26 protein-coding genes are annotated in these 14,612 nt (G+C 63.9%); all 26 read right to left on the reverse strand.

Annotated features, from left to right (window positions below; translation table 11 throughout):
- Positions 1–30: 30 nt before the first annotated feature.
- Positions 31–1,074 carry a DNA-directed RNA polymerase subunit alpha gene (locus tag ACFFJ6_RS23730; RefSeq protein ID WP_378392593.1) on the reverse strand — a complete coding sequence of 348 codons (1,044 nt, stop codon included), beginning with the start codon at positions 1,072–1,074 and terminating at the stop codon, positions 31–33.
- 113 nt (positions 1,075–1,187) lie between these two features.
- A complete protein-coding gene (rpsK, locus tag ACFFJ6_RS23735) occupies positions 1,188–1,577 on the reverse strand; it encodes a 30S ribosomal protein S11 (RefSeq protein ID WP_054162699.1) in 390 nt (129 codons plus the stop codon).
- A gap of 126 nt (positions 1,578–1,703) precedes the next feature.
- Positions 1,704–2,072, reverse strand: a complete 369-nt coding sequence (rpsM, locus tag ACFFJ6_RS23740; protein WP_054162700.1) for a 30S ribosomal protein S13 — start codon at positions 2,070–2,072, stop codon at positions 1,704–1,706.
- A 187-nt stretch (positions 2,073–2,259) separates the two neighbouring features.
- A complete protein-coding gene (locus ACFFJ6_RS23745) occupies positions 2,260–3,354 on the reverse strand; it encodes an adenylate kinase (protein ID WP_378392596.1) in 1,095 nt (364 codons plus the stop codon).
- Entirely contained in the window at positions 3,351–4,682 is a 1,332-nt protein-coding gene (secY, locus tag ACFFJ6_RS23750; RefSeq protein ID WP_378392598.1) for a preprotein translocase subunit SecY, read from the reverse strand. The genes ACFFJ6_RS23745 and secY overlap by 4 nt, the downstream gene beginning before the upstream one ends.
- Before the next feature lie 147 nt (positions 4,683–4,829).
- Positions 4,830–5,315: a 50S ribosomal protein L15 gene (gene rplO, locus ACFFJ6_RS23755; protein WP_378392600.1), complete on the reverse strand. Its 486-nt coding sequence runs from the start codon at positions 5,313–5,315 to the stop codon at positions 4,830–4,832.
- Positions 5,316–5,327: 12 nt separating this feature from the next.
- Complete coding sequence (gene rpmD / locus ACFFJ6_RS23760; protein WP_054162704.1) at positions 5,328–5,522, reverse strand: 50S ribosomal protein L30; 195 nt, start codon at positions 5,520–5,522, stop codon at positions 5,328–5,330.
- A gap of 51 nt (positions 5,523–5,573) precedes the next feature.
- On the reverse strand, positions 5,574–6,146 hold the full coding sequence (rpsE, locus tag ACFFJ6_RS23765; RefSeq protein WP_054162705.1) for a 30S ribosomal protein S5: 573 nt from the start codon (positions 6,144–6,146) through the stop codon (positions 5,574–5,576).
- A gap of 60 nt (positions 6,147–6,206) precedes the next feature.
- Positions 6,207–6,569 (reverse strand): 50S ribosomal protein L18, encoded by a 363-nt coding sequence (rplR, locus tag ACFFJ6_RS23770; protein ID WP_054162706.1) that lies wholly within the window; start codon positions 6,567–6,569, stop codon positions 6,207–6,209.
- 12 nt (positions 6,570–6,581) lie between these two features.
- Positions 6,582–7,115: a 50S ribosomal protein L6 gene (gene rplF, locus ACFFJ6_RS23775; RefSeq protein WP_378392603.1), complete on the reverse strand. Its 534-nt coding sequence runs from the start codon at positions 7,113–7,115 to the stop codon at positions 6,582–6,584.
- 111 nt (positions 7,116–7,226) lie between these two features.
- A complete protein-coding gene (gene rpsH / locus ACFFJ6_RS23780; RefSeq protein ID WP_054162708.1) occupies positions 7,227–7,625 on the reverse strand; it encodes a 30S ribosomal protein S8 in 399 nt (132 codons plus the stop codon).
- A 15-nt stretch (positions 7,626–7,640) separates the two neighbouring features.
- The gene (gene rpsN, locus ACFFJ6_RS23785; RefSeq protein ID WP_378392605.1) at positions 7,641–7,946 is read right to left on the reverse strand and encodes a 30S ribosomal protein S14; all 306 of its coding nucleotides are present in this window, start codon (positions 7,944–7,946) and stop codon (positions 7,641–7,643) included.
- Positions 7,947–7,989: 43 nt separating this feature from the next.
- Complete coding sequence (rplE, locus tag ACFFJ6_RS23790; protein ID WP_054162710.1) at positions 7,990–8,547, reverse strand: 50S ribosomal protein L5; 558 nt, start codon at positions 8,545–8,547, stop codon at positions 7,990–7,992.
- Positions 8,540–8,854, reverse strand: coding sequence for a 50S ribosomal protein L24 (rplX, locus tag ACFFJ6_RS23795; RefSeq protein WP_011503572.1), 315 nt, complete (start codon positions 8,852–8,854; stop codon positions 8,540–8,542). The genes rplE and rplX overlap by 8 nt, the downstream gene beginning before the upstream one ends.
- Positions 8,854–9,222, reverse strand: a complete 369-nt coding sequence (gene rplN, locus ACFFJ6_RS23800; protein WP_011441195.1) for a 50S ribosomal protein L14 — start codon at positions 9,220–9,222, stop codon at positions 8,854–8,856. Before rplN ends, rplX begins: the two co-directional genes overlap by 1 nt.
- A gap of 60 nt (positions 9,223–9,282) precedes the next feature.
- Positions 9,283–9,531: a 30S ribosomal protein S17 gene (rpsQ, locus tag ACFFJ6_RS23805; protein ID WP_054162712.1), complete on the reverse strand. Its 249-nt coding sequence runs from the start codon at positions 9,529–9,531 to the stop codon at positions 9,283–9,285.
- A 12-nt stretch (positions 9,532–9,543) separates the two neighbouring features.
- Positions 9,544–9,753: a 50S ribosomal protein L29 gene (rpmC, locus tag ACFFJ6_RS23810; RefSeq protein WP_114356383.1), complete on the reverse strand. Its 210-nt coding sequence runs from the start codon at positions 9,751–9,753 to the stop codon at positions 9,544–9,546.
- Between the two features lie 5 nt (positions 9,754–9,758).
- Positions 9,759–10,172, reverse strand: coding sequence for a 50S ribosomal protein L16 (gene rplP, locus ACFFJ6_RS23815; protein ID WP_378392609.1), 414 nt, complete (start codon positions 10,170–10,172; stop codon positions 9,759–9,761).
- 33 nt (positions 10,173–10,205) lie between these two features.
- Positions 10,206–10,904 carry a 30S ribosomal protein S3 gene (gene rpsC, locus ACFFJ6_RS23820; RefSeq protein ID WP_378392611.1) on the reverse strand — a complete coding sequence of 233 codons (699 nt, stop codon included), beginning with the start codon at positions 10,902–10,904 and terminating at the stop codon, positions 10,206–10,208.
- Between the two features lie 22 nt (positions 10,905–10,926).
- A complete protein-coding gene (gene rplV, locus ACFFJ6_RS23825; protein WP_054162716.1) occupies positions 10,927–11,313 on the reverse strand; it encodes a 50S ribosomal protein L22 in 387 nt (128 codons plus the stop codon).
- A 10-nt stretch (positions 11,314–11,323) separates the two neighbouring features.
- Positions 11,324–11,602 carry a 30S ribosomal protein S19 gene (gene rpsS, locus ACFFJ6_RS23830; protein ID WP_119857379.1) on the reverse strand — a complete coding sequence of 93 codons (279 nt, stop codon included), beginning with the start codon at positions 11,600–11,602 and terminating at the stop codon, positions 11,324–11,326.
- A gap of 11 nt (positions 11,603–11,613) precedes the next feature.
- A complete protein-coding gene (gene rplB, locus ACFFJ6_RS23835) occupies positions 11,614–12,450 on the reverse strand; it encodes a 50S ribosomal protein L2 (protein ID WP_378392614.1) in 837 nt (278 codons plus the stop codon).
- A gap of 13 nt (positions 12,451–12,463) precedes the next feature.
- Positions 12,464–12,763, reverse strand: a complete 300-nt coding sequence (locus ACFFJ6_RS23840; protein ID WP_378392616.1) for a 50S ribosomal protein L23 — start codon at positions 12,761–12,763, stop codon at positions 12,464–12,466.
- Entirely contained in the window at positions 12,760–13,380 is a 621-nt protein-coding gene (gene rplD / locus ACFFJ6_RS23845) for a 50S ribosomal protein L4 (protein WP_378392618.1), read from the reverse strand. The genes ACFFJ6_RS23840 and rplD overlap by 4 nt, the downstream gene beginning before the upstream one ends.
- Position 13,381: 1 nt before the next feature.
- Entirely contained in the window at positions 13,382–14,107 is a 726-nt protein-coding gene (gene rplC / locus ACFFJ6_RS23850; protein WP_378392620.1) for a 50S ribosomal protein L3, read from the reverse strand.
- A 50-nt stretch (positions 14,108–14,157) separates the two neighbouring features.
- Positions 14,158–14,466, reverse strand: a complete 309-nt coding sequence (rpsJ, locus tag ACFFJ6_RS23855; RefSeq protein WP_002712302.1) for a 30S ribosomal protein S10 — start codon at positions 14,464–14,466, stop codon at positions 14,158–14,160.
- Positions 14,467–14,612 lie beyond the last annotated feature (146 nt).

A 14,612-nucleotide genomic window follows, 5' to 3' on the forward strand; every position in this document is an offset into this window, starting at 1 on the left:
AGGAGCGCGAGCCGCGCTCCCCGGAAAGACTTAGTAGTGATCCTCGAAGCGCTTGGCGAGCTCGTCGATGTTCTCCGGCGGCCAGCCCGGCACTTCCATGCCGAGATGCAGGCCCATCTGCGCCAGCACTTCCTTGATCTCGTTCAGCGACTTGCGGCCGAAGTTCGGGGTGCGGAGCATTTCGGCTTCCGACTTCTGCACCAGGTCGCCGATGTAGACGATGTTGTCGTTCTTCAGGCAGTTCGCCGAACGCACCGACAGCTCGAGCTCGTCCACCTTCTTGAGGAAGGCCGGGTTGAAGGCCAGATCCGGGATGATCTCCTGGGTGACTTCCTTGCGGGGCTCTTCGAAGTTGACGAAGACGTTGAGCTGATCCTGCAGGATGCGGGCCGCATAGGCGACCGCGTCTTCCGGCGTGATCGCGCCGTTGGTCTCGACCGTCATGGTCAGCTTGTCGTAGTCGAGGATCTGGCCCTCACGGGTGTTCTCGACCTTGTACGACACCTTGCGGACCGGCGAGTACAGGCTGTCGACCGGGATCAGGCCGATCGGCGCGTCTTCCGGACGGTTACGCTCGGCGGCGACGTAGCCCTTGCCGGTGTTGACCGTGAATTCCATGCGGATCTCTGCGCCCTCGTCGAGGGTGCAGAGCTGCAGGTCGGGGTTCAGCACGACGATGTCGCCGACGGTCTGGATGTCGGCGGCCGTGACGGCGCCCGGCCCCTGCTTCTTGATGACCATCCGCTTCGGGCCTTCGCCCTGCATCTTCAGCGAGATGTCCTTGATGTTGAGCACGATGTCGGTGACGTCCTCGCGGACGCCGGCGATCGAGGAGAACTCGTGCAGCACACCGTCGATGTGGACCGACTGCACCGCCGCGCCCTGCAGCGACGACAGCAGAACGCGCCGCAGCGCGTTGCCGAGCGTCTGACCGAAGCCGCGCTCGAGCGGCTCGGCGACCAGCGTCGCGAACTTGGTCGCATCGCTGCCCGGGGTCACCTGAAGCTTGTTCGGTCGAATGAGTTCTTGCCAATTCTTCTGGATCGTCACTGTGTCACCTTCCTGGCCAGTCAATCGCCGCCGAAAATCAAAGGCGCGGTCGTCACTAGCATTGGAAACTGCGGATCAATCCGCGCCAAAGTATCGAAAACGTTCGCGGGCGGCACATGGCCACCCGCGAGAGAAAATCACACCCGGCGGCGCTTGCGCGGCCGGCAGCCGTTGTGCGGAATGGTCGTCACGTCGCGGATCGAGGTCACCGTGAAGCCGGCGGCCTGCAGCGCGCGCAGCGCCGACTCACGACCCGAACCCGGGCCCGCCACCTCGACCTCGAGGGTGCGCATGCCGTGCTCCTGCGCCTTCTTGGCGACGTCCTCGGCCGCGACCTGCGCGGCGTAAGGGGTCGACTTGCGCGAGCCCTTGAAGCCCATCGTGCCGGCGGACGACCAGGCAATCGCATTGCCCTGCGCGTCGGTGATGGTGATGGTCGTGTTGTTGAACGACGAGTTCACATGCGCAATGCCCGAGGCGATGTTCTTGCGCTCGCGGCGGCGAATGCGGCCGGCTTCCTTAGCCATGGTCTACCTTTCCTGAGATCTCAACGCCGCCGTAACACCAGCGGCTCCACCGAAACCACGAATGACGAAAAGCGGATGGCGATAGGATTCCCCCACCGGCCGCCCGCTTTCCGCAATTCGCAAAACTTACTTCTTCTTGCCAGCGATCGCCTTCGCCGGACCCTTACGGGTACGCGCGTTGGTGTGAGTGCGCTGACCACGCACCGGCAGACCGCGGCGATGGCGCAGGCCGCGATAACAGCCGAGGTCCATCAGGCGCTTGATGTTCATGCCGGTCTCGCGACGCAGGTCGCCTTCCACGAGGTAATCGCGGTCGATCACTTCGCGGATCTGAAGAACCTCGGCGTCGCTGAGCTGATTGACGCGACGCTCGACAGGGATCTTCACCTTCTCCAGGATGTCGGCCGCGTTCTTCTGGCCGATGCCATGGATGTACTGAAGCGCGATCAGCACGCGCTTGTTGGTCGGGATATTCACGCCGGCAATACGGGCCACAGACTTCTCTCCTGTCACCGACCGTCCGGCCGGCTGATATTTTGCTATCTCGGGCTGGCGTTCACAAACGCGAACACGACGCCATCCCCTGCTCTTCTTTCGGGGCCCGGCATCGTCTGAAACCTATCCGACGGGATATCGGGCCTTATTAAAGGATTCTGTTGCGTTTCGTCAACCGAATCCAGGTTCAAGATCTCTTTTTCGTGACCGCCTTGGACGCCTTGGCGGCCTTCTTCGGGGCCTTCTTGGCGACCGCCTTGGACTTGGCGGCCTTGGACTTCGCGGCCTTGGGCGCCTTCTTGGCGGCCTTCGCCTTCGCCGCCTTGGGCGCCGCCGACTTGGTCGCCTTCACGGCCTTTTTGCCAGACTTCTGAAGGGCTTTCGCCGCCTTCTTCACGCCGGCTTTCGCTGCCGATTTGGCCTTCTTGGCGGACGCCGGCTTAGCCGAAGCCTTCGCGGCAGCTGCCTTTTTGGTCGAAGCCGGCTTGCTAACCGCCTTCTTGGTCGAGGCTTTTTTCCCCAAGCCCGTCTTCGCGGCCGACTTGCCGGCGCCGGTCTTGGCAGCCTTGGCCTTGCCAGGCTTGGCCTTGACAGCCTTGGCCTCAGCAACCTTGGCCTTGGCGGCCTTGCCGCCCGACTTCTTGGCCGAACGCTTGTTGGCGGTCGCGGTCTTGGCGGCCTTTTTCTGGTCCGCCTCGGCGACGGCAGCCAGGACCCGGCCGATCTCGCGGGTGACTTCGTCGATGGTCATCATGCCGTCGACCGTCAGCAGCTTGCGCTTCTCCGAGTAGTACTCGACAAGCGGCTCGGTCTGGGCCCGATAGGCGGCCAGACGCTTGGCCAGCGCCTCGGCGTTGTCGTCGGCGCGCGGCTCCTCGCCCCTCGCCCGCATCTCGGCAACACGCGTCTCGACGCGCGCCAGCAGCGCGCTCTCGTTGACGCGCAGTTCGACGACGGCGTCGAGCGACAGCTTCTTGTCCTTGAGCAGCGCATCGAGCGCCTCGGCCTGCGGCACGGTGCGCGGGAAGCCGTCGAGGATGAAGCCGTTGGCGGCGTCATCCTGCTCGATGCGGTCCGAGATGATACCGATCACCACCTCGTCCGGCACCAGCCCGCCGCTGGCCATGATGTCCTTGGCCTTGAGGCCGACCGGCGTGCCGGCCGCCACGGCAGCGCGCAGCATGTCTCCGGTGGAGAGCTGGACGATGCCGAACTGCTGGACCAGTCGCGCGGCCTGCGTTCCCTTGCCCGCCCCCGGCGGCCCGAGAAGGATCAGTCTCATTTCTTGCGCCCCCGCAACTTCGACTTCCGGATCAAGCCTTCATACTGGTGCGCCAGCAGATAGCCCTGAACCTGGGCCACGGTATCCATCGTCACGCTGACCACGATCAGGAGCGACGTTCCGCCGAAATAGAACGGCACCGAGGCGTAGGAAATCAGGACTTCCGGGATCAGACAGACGATCGCCAGGTAGATCGCGCCGACGACGGTGATGCGGGTCAGCACGTAGTCGATGTATTCGGCGGTCCGCTCGCCCGGCCGGATGCCCGGAATGAAGCCGCCGTGCTTCTTCAAGTTGTCGGCGGTCTCGGTCGGGTTGAACACGATCGCCGTGTAGAAGAACGCGAAGAACAGGATCATCGCGATGTAGAACAGCAGGAACAGCGGACGGCCGTGGCCGAACTGCGTCACGATCCACTGGAACCACTCCGGGCCGGTGCCCGAATTGAAGCTCGCGATCGTGGTCGGCAGCAGCAGCAGCGACGATGCGAAGATCGGCGGGATCACGCCCGAGGTGTTGAGTTTCAGCGGCAGATGCGAGGACTGGCCCTCGAACATCTTGTTGCCGACCTGACGCTTCGGATACTGGATCAGCAGCCGGCGCTGGGCGCGTTCCATGAACACGATGAAGGCGATCACGACGACGGCCATCACCAGCACGACCAGGATCAGGCCCGTCGACAGCGCGCCCTGACGGCCGAGCTCGAGCATGTTGGCCAGAGCGGACGGCAGCTCGGCGACGATGCCGGCCAGAATGATCAGCGAAATGCCGTTGCCGATGCCGCGCGAGGTGATCTGCTCACCAAGCCACATCAGGAACATCGTGCCGCCGGTCAGCGTGATCGCGGTCGACAGCAGGAAGAACGGGCCCGGCTCCGCCACCACATTGCCGGCGCCCTGCAGGCCGACGGCGATGCCGTAGGACTGGAACGCAGCCAGGATGACGGTGAGATAACGGGTGTACTGATTGAGCGTCTTGCGGCCGCTCTCGCCTTCCTTCTTCAGCGCCTCGAGCTGCGGCGACACCGTGGTCAGCAGCTGCACGATGATCGATGCCGAGATGTACGGCATGATGTTGAGCGCGAAGATCGCCATGCGGTGGATGCCACCGCCGGCGAACATGTTGAACATGCCGAGGATGCCGCCGGCCTGGGAGCGGAACACCTGCTCCCACACGGTCGGATCGATGCCAGGCAGCGGAATGTAGGTGCCGAGGCGATAGACCAGAAGCGCACCGAGCGTGAACCAGATCCGCTTCTTCAGTTCTTCGGCTTTACCCAGCGCCGAAAAATTGAGATTCGCCGCAAGTTGTTCCGCTGCTGAGACCATGTCCGGCTTTCTCCCGCGCTACTCGTCCCAAGGCCGCCGGATGCAGACGGCCGAGTCAGCGCCGGGCATCAATTTGGTGCGCAACTAACGAAAAATCCACCATCCCGGCAAGGCCGGCGCCCGCTTTCGCGGGCGATGACGGCAATTTTACGCAGCCTCGCCTTCGTCCTTCTTCGGCGCGAGAATCTTGACCGAGCCGCCGGCCTTCTCGACCGCCTCGATCGCCGACTTGGTGGCGCCGTGGACTTCGATGTTCAGCTTGCTGGTGATCTCACCACGGCCGAGCAGACGCACGCCGTCGCGCGAACGACGCAGCACGCCGGCCTCGACCAGCGCGGCGGCATCGATCACCTTGCCGGCGTCGATCGCCTTGGCATCAACGGCTTCCTGAAGACGGTCGAGATTGATCTCGGCGAATTCCAGCCGGAAGATGTTGTTGAAGCCGCGCTTCGGCAGGCGACGATGCAGCGGCATCTGGCCGCCTTCGAAGCCCTTGATGCGCACGCCCGAACGCGCGGTCTGGCCCTTGCCGCCACGGCCGCCGGTCTTGCCCTTGCCGGAGCCGATGCCACGGCCGATGCGCATGCGCTTCTTGCGCGCGCCCGGATTGTCGGAGATCTCGTCGAGCTTCATCGCCCTACCCTCTTACTTCTCGTCGACGACGCGAACGAGGTGTTGCACCTTGGCGATCATGCCGCGAACCTCAGGCGTATCCTGAAGCTCGGTGACCCGGCCGATCTTGTTGAGCTTGAGGCCGACCAGCGTCGCACGCTGCGAGGAATGGCGCCGAATGGGGCTGCCGATCTGCTCGACCTTGATCATGTTTGCGGCCTTGGCCATCGTCTTCACTCCAGATCGCGTCTTGTGTCAGCGTGATCGCGCGATCACGTGTTATTCGGCAACCACTTCCGCGTCGCCACCGACACGGCGGGACTGCAGGGTGGAAACCTTGATGTTGCGGCGAGCCGCGACCGAACGCGGCGAGTCCAGATGCTTCAGCGCGTCGAAGGTGGCGCGAACCATGTTGTACGGGTTCGACGAACCGATCGACTTCGCCACCACGTCCTGGATGCCGAGCGTCTCGAACACCGCGCGCATCGGGCCGCCGGCGATGATGCCGGTACCCGCCGGAGCGGCGCGCAGATAGACACGACCGGCGCCGTGACGGCCGGCGATGTCGTGATGCAGCGTGCGGCCTTCGCGCAGCGCGACGCGGGTCAGGTTGCGCTTCGCCGACTCGGTAGCCTTGCGGATCGCTTCCGGAACTTCGCGCGCCTTGCCGTGGCCGAACCCGACCCGGCCCTTCTGATCGCCGATCACGACCAGCGCCGCAAAACCGAAGCGCTTACCGCCCTTGACGACCTTCGCCACACGATTGATGTGCACGAGCTTGTCGACGAACTCGCTGTCGCGCTCCTCGCGATTGCTCCGTTCGCGTCCACCGCGTTCGCGTTCACCTGCCATGGTGTTTTCCAATCCTTGCGAGGCCGGGGCCCCGATCCTGGTATCCGTTCAATTCGAAAATTAGAAGCTCAGTCCGCCTTCGCGAGCCGCATCCGCCAGCGCCTTGACGCGCCCGTGATACAGATAGCCGCCGCGATCGAACACGACTTCCTTGACTCCTTGCTTCACCGCGCGCTCGGCGACCAGCTTGCCGACCGCCTTCGCCGCGTCGATGTTCGCGCCGGTGTTGCCGGCCTCGCGCAGCGTCTTCTCCAGCGACGAGGCCGAAGCCAGCGTCTCGCCCTTCAGGTCGTCGATGACCTGGGCGTAGATGTGCTTCGACGAGCGGAAAATCGACAACCGCGGGCGACCATTGGCGGTGCGCCGCAGTGCGATCCTAACCCGAGTCTTGCGCCGGGCGTTCGTGACATTCAACTTCGACATGACCCGGCTCCGTTACTTCTTCTTGCCTTCCTTGCGGAAGATGAACTCGTCGGAATAGCGCACGCCCTTGCCCTTGTAGGGCTCCGGCGGACGATAGTCGCGGATCTCGGCTGCGACCTGACCGACCTTCTGCGGGTCGATGCCGGCGACGTTGATCTCGGTCGGCTTCGGCACCGTGATGGTGATCCCTTCCGGGATGTCGTAGAGCACGTCGTGGCTGTAGCCGAGCGCGAGCTGCAGCTTCTTGCCCTGTAGCGCGGCGCGATAACCGACGCCGGTGATCTCGAGCTTCTTCTCGAAGCCCTTGGTCACACCCTCGACCAGATTCGCGATCTGGGCGCGAGCCGTACCGTACAGCGCCTGGGCACGATTGGTCTCGTGCCGCGGCGCCACCTTCACCGAACCGTCCTCGAACTTGACGTCGACGTCGTCGTGCACGACGAACTGAAGCTGACCCTTCGGCCCCTTCATCTTGACGGTCTGACCCTCGACGGTCGCCGTCACGCCGGACGGGACCGTGACGGGCTTCTTGCCAACGCGTGACATGGTCGATCCTTTTTCAACCCTGCATCATCCGGCGTAACCACGCCCTGGACGATGCGTTAATTTCCATCTCTGTCGCGCGCCGGCCGGACCCTCCGGCCGCCGCGCCTGCGATTAGAACACCGTGAACAGGACCTCGCCGCCGACATTGGCGTCGCGGGCGTCGTGATCGGCCATGATCCCCTTCGGGGTCGACAGCACCGAAATGCCGAGGCCATTGTTGACGCGCGGCAGGTTCTTCACCGACGCATAAACCCGGCGGCCCGGACGCGACACGCGCTCGATCTCGCGGATCACCGGTTCGCCATCGAAATACTTCAGCTCGATCTCGAGCTCGCTGCGTCCCGACGGATGCTCGACGCTGGCGTAGCCACGGATGTAGCCCTCGCTCTTCAGCACTTCGAGAACGTTGGCGCGCATCTTCGAGCCCGGGGTCGAGACCTTGGACTTGGAGCGCATCTGCGCGTTGCGGATGCGGGTGATGAGATCGCTGATCGGATCGTGCGTAGACATCTGACGACCCTCCCCTTACCAGCTCGACTTGACGAGGCCCGGAACCAGGCCCTTCGAACCCAGCTCGCGGATCGCGATACGGCTCAGCTTGTTGAGACGATAGACCGAGCGCGGACGACCGGTGACTTCGCAACGGTTGCGAATCCGGGTCGCCGACGAATTGCGCGGCATCTCGGCGAGCTTCAGGGTCGCCGCGAAACGCTCCTCCATCGGGAGGTTCTTGTCGGCGATGATGGCCTTCAGACGGGCGCGCTTCGGCGCCGCGTTCTCGCTCATCTTCCGCCGACGATTGTTCTTCTCGATCGAACTCTTCTTTGCCATGCCAGGCTCCTGGGTTTCCGCGTTTGAGAGGCTTGTCAGCGTCTCACTGCCGGAACGGGAAATTGAATGCGGTCAACAGCGCGCGCGCTTCGTCGTTGGTGCGCGCCGTCGTGCAAACGGTGATGTCCATGCCCCACGACTCGCCAGTCTTGTCGAAGTCGATTTCGGGGAAAATGATGTGCTCCTTGATGCCGAGCGAATAGTTGCCGCGGCCGTCGAAGCTCTTCGGGTTCAGGCCGCGGAAGTCGCGAACGCGCGGCAGCGCGACCGTGATCAGGCGATCGATGAACTCGTACATCTTGGCGCCGCGCAGCGTGACCTTGCAGCCGATCGGCTGGTTTTCACGCAGCTTGAAGGTCGAAATCGCGACGCGCGAATACGTCACGACCGCCTTCTGGCCGGCGATCAGCGACATGTCGGCCGCCGCCTGCTCCGCCTTCTTGCGATCGTTGACCGCTTCGCCGACGCCCATGTTCAGCACGACCTTGTCGAGCTTCGGAACCTGCATGGCGTTGGCGTAACCGAACTTCTCGGTCAGCGCGGTGCGGATGCTCTTGTCGTATTCCGTGCGCAGGCGCGGAACGTATGCCGTCTCAGCCATCGATCTCTGCTCCCGAGCTCTTGGCGATGCGAACCTTCTTACCGTCAGCCAGGACCTTGAAACCGACGCGGGTCGGTTTGCCGTCCTTGCCGACGATCGCGATGTTGGACAGGTGGATCGGCGCCTCTTTCGAGATGATGCCGCCTTCCTGGGTCTGGGTCTGCTTCTGGTGACGCTTGATCATGTTGATGCCGCGCACCAGCGCCACGTCGGCGTCCGGACGGACTTCGAACACCTCGCCGGTGCGACCCTTGTCGCGCCCGCTCAGTACGATAACCTTGTCACCCTTGCGGATCTTGGCGGCCATCACAGCACCTCCGGCGCCAGCGAAATGATTTTCATGTGGTTCTTCGCGCGCAGCTCGCGCGGCACCGGCCCGAAAATACGGGTGCCGACCGGCTCGGACTGATTGTTGATCAGCACGGCGGCGTTGCGGTCGAAGCGGATGACGGAGCCGTCGGGGCGGCGGATGTCCTTGCGGACCCGGACCACCACGGCCTTCATGACGTCGCCCTTCTTCACCTTGCCGCGCGGAATCGCTTCCTTGATCGACACTACGATAACGTCGCCCACGGTGGCATAGCGGCGCTTGGAGCCCCCCAGCACCTTGATGCACATGACACGGCGTGCGCCTGAATTATCGGCCACGTCGAGGTTGGTCTGCATCTGGATCATTGATGCACCTCGTCCTCTCTCTAATGCGCGATTGCGCTCTCAACTGATGCGCGAATGCGCTTAGGCGGTCTTCTTCGGTTCGCCCCGGACCACGGTCCAGCGCTTGAGCTTGGAGATCGGCTTGCTCTCTTCGATCCAAACCATGTCGCCCGGATGGAACTGATTGTTCTCGTCGTGGGCGTGGTAGTTCTTCGAGCGGCGGATCGTCTTCTTGTAGATCGGGTGGGTGAAGCGACGGTCGACGCGCACCACGATCGTCTTTTCTTGCTTGTCGCTGACGACCACGCCCTGCAGGGTCCTCTTCGGCATGTCTAAAGGTCCTTACTTCGTCTTGCCGGCGCGCTTCTGCGCGGCGATGGTCTTGATACGGGCGATGTCGCGCCGGGCCTCGCGCAGCCGCGAGGTGTTCTCGAGCTGACCGGTGGCACGCTGGAAGCGCAGGTTGAAGCGCTCCTTCTTCAGATTCAGGATGGCGTCATCCATCTGGTCTTCGCTCATCGCGCGGATGTCGGCGGTCTTCATCTCGGCCATGTCGATTACTCCGCAATGCGCGCGACGAAGCGCGTCTTGATCGGCAGCTTGGCGGCGGCGAGCGTCAGCGCTTCCTTGGCGATCTGCTGATTGACGCCGTCGATCTCGAACATCACGCGGCCTGGCTTGACCCGCGCCACCCACAATTCCGGCGAACCCTTGCCGGAGCCCATGCGGACTTCGGCCGGCTTCTTCGACACCGGAACGTCCGGGAAGATGCGGATCCAGACGCGGCCGGCACGCTTCATGTGGCGGGTCAGCGCACGACGGGCGGCTTCGATCTGGCGCGCGGTGACGCGCTCAGGCTCCATCGCCTTCAGGCCGAACTGGCCGAAAGCCAGGGTCGCGCCCGACGACGCAACGCCGTGAATGCGGCCCTTGTGCGCCTTGCGGAACTTGGTCTTCTTTGGTTGCATCATGGCTTACGCCCTCAAACCTTTTTCAGCAGCCGTTCAGGCAGCGTCGCGGCGGGGCCGCGAGTTGTCGCCTTCGGCCATCCGCTTGTCCTGCGCCATCGGATCGTGCTCGAGGATCTCGCCCTTGAAGATCCAGACCTTGACGCCGCAGGTACCGAACGTGGTGAACGCCGTCGCGACGCCGTAATCGATGTCGGCGCGCAGCGTGTGCAGCGGCACGCGGCCTTCGCGATACCACTCCATGCGGGCGATTTCAGCACCGCCGAGACGGCCCGAGCAGTTGATCCGGATGCCTTCGGCACCGAGACGCATCGCCGACTGCACCGCCCGCTTCATCGCGCGGCGGAACGCGACGCGGCGCTCCAGCTGCTGCGCGATCGACTCGGCGACCAGCGTGGCGTCGAGCTCCGGCTTGCGGATTTCGACGATGTTGATGACGACGTCCGACGACGTGATGTCAGCGACCTTCTTGCGAAGCTTGTCGATGTCGGCGCCCTTCTTGCCGATCACCACACCCGGACGAGCCGAGTGGATCGTCACGCGGCACTTCTTGTGCGGACGCTCGATCACGATACGCGCAACCGCGGCCTGCTTCAGTTCCTTGTGCAGGATCTCACGGATCTTGACGTCCTCGTGCAGCAGCTTGCCGTACTCGGCCTTGCCCGCGAACCAACGGGAATCCCACGTCCGGTTGATGCCCAGCCGCAGCCCGATCGGATTGATCTTTTGACCCATCGAAAGTCTCCCGCGCCTTCGCTTAAGCGCTTGCTTCTGCTTCGACCTGACGAACGACGATCGTCAGCTGCGCGAAGGGTTTGAAAATACGGCCCGAGCGACCACGGCCGCGCGGCGAGAAACGCTTCATCACGATGCCCTTGCCGACATGGGCTTCCGACACGACCAGCGCGTCGACGTCCAGGTCGTGATTGTTCTCGGCGTTAGCGATCGCCGATTCCAGGCACTTCTTCACGTCGACCGCGATCCGCTTGCGCGAGAACGCCAGGTCGGCGAGCGCCGCCGAGGCGCTGCGGCCGCGGATCAGCTGAGCCACCAGGTTGAGCTTCTGCGGAGAAACGCGAAGCATCCGGGCGACGGCCTTCGCCTCGTTATCCGGGAGGCTCCGTTCGCGCTTGGGTTTGCTCATGGCTTCGTCCTCAACCCTTCTTCGACTTCTTGTCGCCGGAGTGGCCGTGGAACGTGCGGGTCGGCGAGAACTCGCCGAACTTGTGACCCACCATTTCCTCGTTGACCGAGACCGGGACGTGCTTCTGGCCGTTGTAGACGCCGAAAGTCAGCCCGACGAACTGCGGCAGGATGGTGGAGCGGCGGCTCCAGATCTTGATGACGTCGTGACGGCCCGACGCGCGCGCCGCATCCGCCTTCTTCAGCAGCGAGCCCTCGACGAACGGGCCCTTCCAGACTGAGCGAACCATGTCCGGCTTCCTTACTTCTTCTTCCGCTTGTGGCGGCTGATGAGAATGAACTTGTCGGTCGACTTGTTCGAGCGGGTCTTCTTGCCCTTGGTCGGCTTGCCCCACGGAGTCACCGGGTGACGGCCGCCCGAAGTGCGTCCTTCACCACCGCCGTGCGGATGGTCGATCGGGTTCATCACGACGCCGCGGTTGTGCGGACGGCGGCCGAGCCAGCGCTTGCGGCCCGCCTTGCCGATCGAGATGTTCATGTGGTCCGGGTTCGACACGGCGCCGATGGTGCCGGTGCAGCGGCCGTGGACCAGACGTTGCTCGCCCGAGTTGAGGCGGACGATGACGTAGTCGTGGTCACGACCGACGACCTGGGCATACGTGCCGGCCGAACGGGCGATCTGGCCGCCCTTCCCGATCTTCAGCTCGATGTTGTGCACGATCGTGCCCACCGGCATGTTGCCGAGCGGCATGACGTTGCCCGGCTTCACGTCGACATAGGCGCCGGCGATCACCGTGTCGCCGACCGCGAGGCGCTGCGGAGCCAGGATGTAGGCCTGCTCGCCGTCCTCGTACTTGATCAGCGCGATGAACGCGGTGCGATTCGGATCATACTCCAGGCGCTCGACCTTGGCCGGAACGTCGACCTTGGTGCGCTTGAAATCGACCATACGATAGGTCTGCTTGTGACCGCCGCCGCGGAACCGGACGGTGATCCGGCCGGTGTTGTTGCGGCCGCCGTTCGAGTGCTTGCCCTCGGTCAGCGACTTGACCGGCTTGCCCTTGTAGAGGGCCGAACGATCAACCATGACCAGCTGGCGCTGGCCCGGCGTCGTGGGATTGTACTTCTTCAATGCCATGATCGGTCCCGCCTTACAGTCCGGTGGTCACGTCGATGCGATGACCCTCTTCCAGGGTCACGACCGCACGCTTGGTGTCCGACTGCGTGCCGAAGGTGCCGCGGAAGGACTTCGACTTGCCCTTGCGCACCAGCGTGTTCACGCTCTTCACCTTGACGTCGAACAGCTTCTCGACGGCTTCCTTGATCTGCGGCTTGGTCGCGCCGCCCTGCACCTTGAACACGACCTTGTTGAACTCAGAGGCCGTGGTCGCCTTTTCGGTCACCACCGGAGCGACGATCACGTCGTAGTGGCGCGGATCGATGGTCTTCATTTAAAGCGCGCCTCCAACGCATCCAGCGCAGCCTTGGTCAGCACCAGCTTCTGGCGGCGCACAATGTCATAGACGTTGATGCCCTGGATCGGCAGCACGTCGATGTTCGGAATGTTGCGGGCCGCCGTGGCGAAACCGGAGTTCACCTCGGCGCCGTCGATGATCAGCGCGCTGGTCAGGCCGAGACCCGAGAACGCACCGACCAGGGCCTTGGTCTTGGCAGCTTCCAGCTCGGCCTTGTCGAGCACGATCAGGCCGCCGCCCTTGGCCTTGGCCGAGAGAGCATGCTTGAGCGCGAGGGCGCGAACCTTCTTCGGCAGATCGATGGCGTGCGAGCGCACCACCGGGCCGAACGCACGACCGCCGCCGCGGAACTGCGGAACGCGCTGCGAGCCGTGACGAGCACCGCCGGTGCCCTTCTGCTTGTACATCTTCTTGCCGGTGCGCCAGACTTCGGCGCGGCCCTTGGCCTTGTGAGTGCCGGCCTGACGCTTGGCGAGCTGCCAGATCACGCAGCGCTGCACGATGTCCTGGCGCGGCTCGAGACCGAAGATGGCGTCGGACAGCTGGACCGAGCCGGCGTCCTTACCCTCGAGAGTGGTGACCTTCAATTCCATCTCACACACCCTCCTGCTCGGCAGCCGGAGCCGCCGCTTCGTCGCCGCCACCCGCGAGCCGGAACTTGCCCGGCCTCGGCGCGTCGGCCGGCAGCGCCTTCTTGACGGCGTCGCGAACCGAGATCCAGCCGCCCTTGGTGCCGGGAACGGCACCCTCGACCAGGATCAGGCCGCGCTCGACGTCCGTCTGCACCACACGCAGGTTCAGCGTGGTGATGCGGTCGACGCCCATGTGGCCCGGCATCTTCTTGTTCTTGAAGGTCTTACCCGGATCCTGACGGCCGCCGGTCGAACCGATCGAACGGTGCGATACCGACACACCGTGGGTGGCGCGCAGACCGCCGAAATTCCAACGCTTCATACCGCCGGCGAAGCCCTTACCGGTCGAAGTGCCGGTCACGTCGACGAACTGGCCGACGACGAAATGGTCGGCCTGGATCTCGGCGCCGACCGGGATCAGCGCGTCCTCGGACACGCGGAACTCGGCGACCTTGCGCTTCGGCTCGACCTTGGCGACGGCAAACTGGCCGCGCTCAGCCTTCGGCATGTACACGGTCTTGCGCGAGCCGGAGCCGAGCTGCAGCGCCACGTAACCGTTCTTCTCAGTGGTGCGGTGGGCCAGCACCTGGCAGTTGCCCAGCTTCAGCACGGTCACGGGGATATGTTCGCCGGCCTCTGTAAAGACCCGCGTCATCCCGACCTTCTGTGCGATCACTCCGGAGCGCATCGGCGTGCTTCCTGTTCTTTCTGTCCGTTACTTAACCGGACTGTCCAATCTCAGAGCTTGATTTCGACGTCGACGCCAGCGGCGAGGTCGAGCTTCATCAGCGCGTCCACGGTCTGCGGGGTCGGGTCGACGATGTCGAGCAGGCGCTTGTGAGTGCGCATCTCGAACTGCTCGCGGCTCTTCTTATCGACGTGCGGCGAACGGTTGACGGTGAACTTCTCGATCCGGGTCGGCAGCGGGATCGGCCCGCGCACCTGCGCACCGGTTCGCTTCGCGGTGTTGACGATCTCACGCGTCGACGTATCGAGAATCCGATGGTCGAACGCCTTGAGGCGAATGCGAATATTTTGGCCGTTCATTGCCGTATCTTTCTTCAGTGAGCCAATGGTGAGTAGCGAGTGGCGAACGACGTTTCGTCCGCCACTCTCTATTCGCTATTCGCCTTACTCGATGATCGCAGCGACGACGCCGGCGCCGACGGTGCGGCCGCCTTCGCGGATGGCGA

The organism is Rhodopseudomonas telluris (assembly GCF_042432815.1).
Taxonomy (GTDB): Bacteria; Pseudomonadota; Alphaproteobacteria; order Rhizobiales; family Xanthobacteraceae; genus Rhodopseudomonas; species Rhodopseudomonas telluris.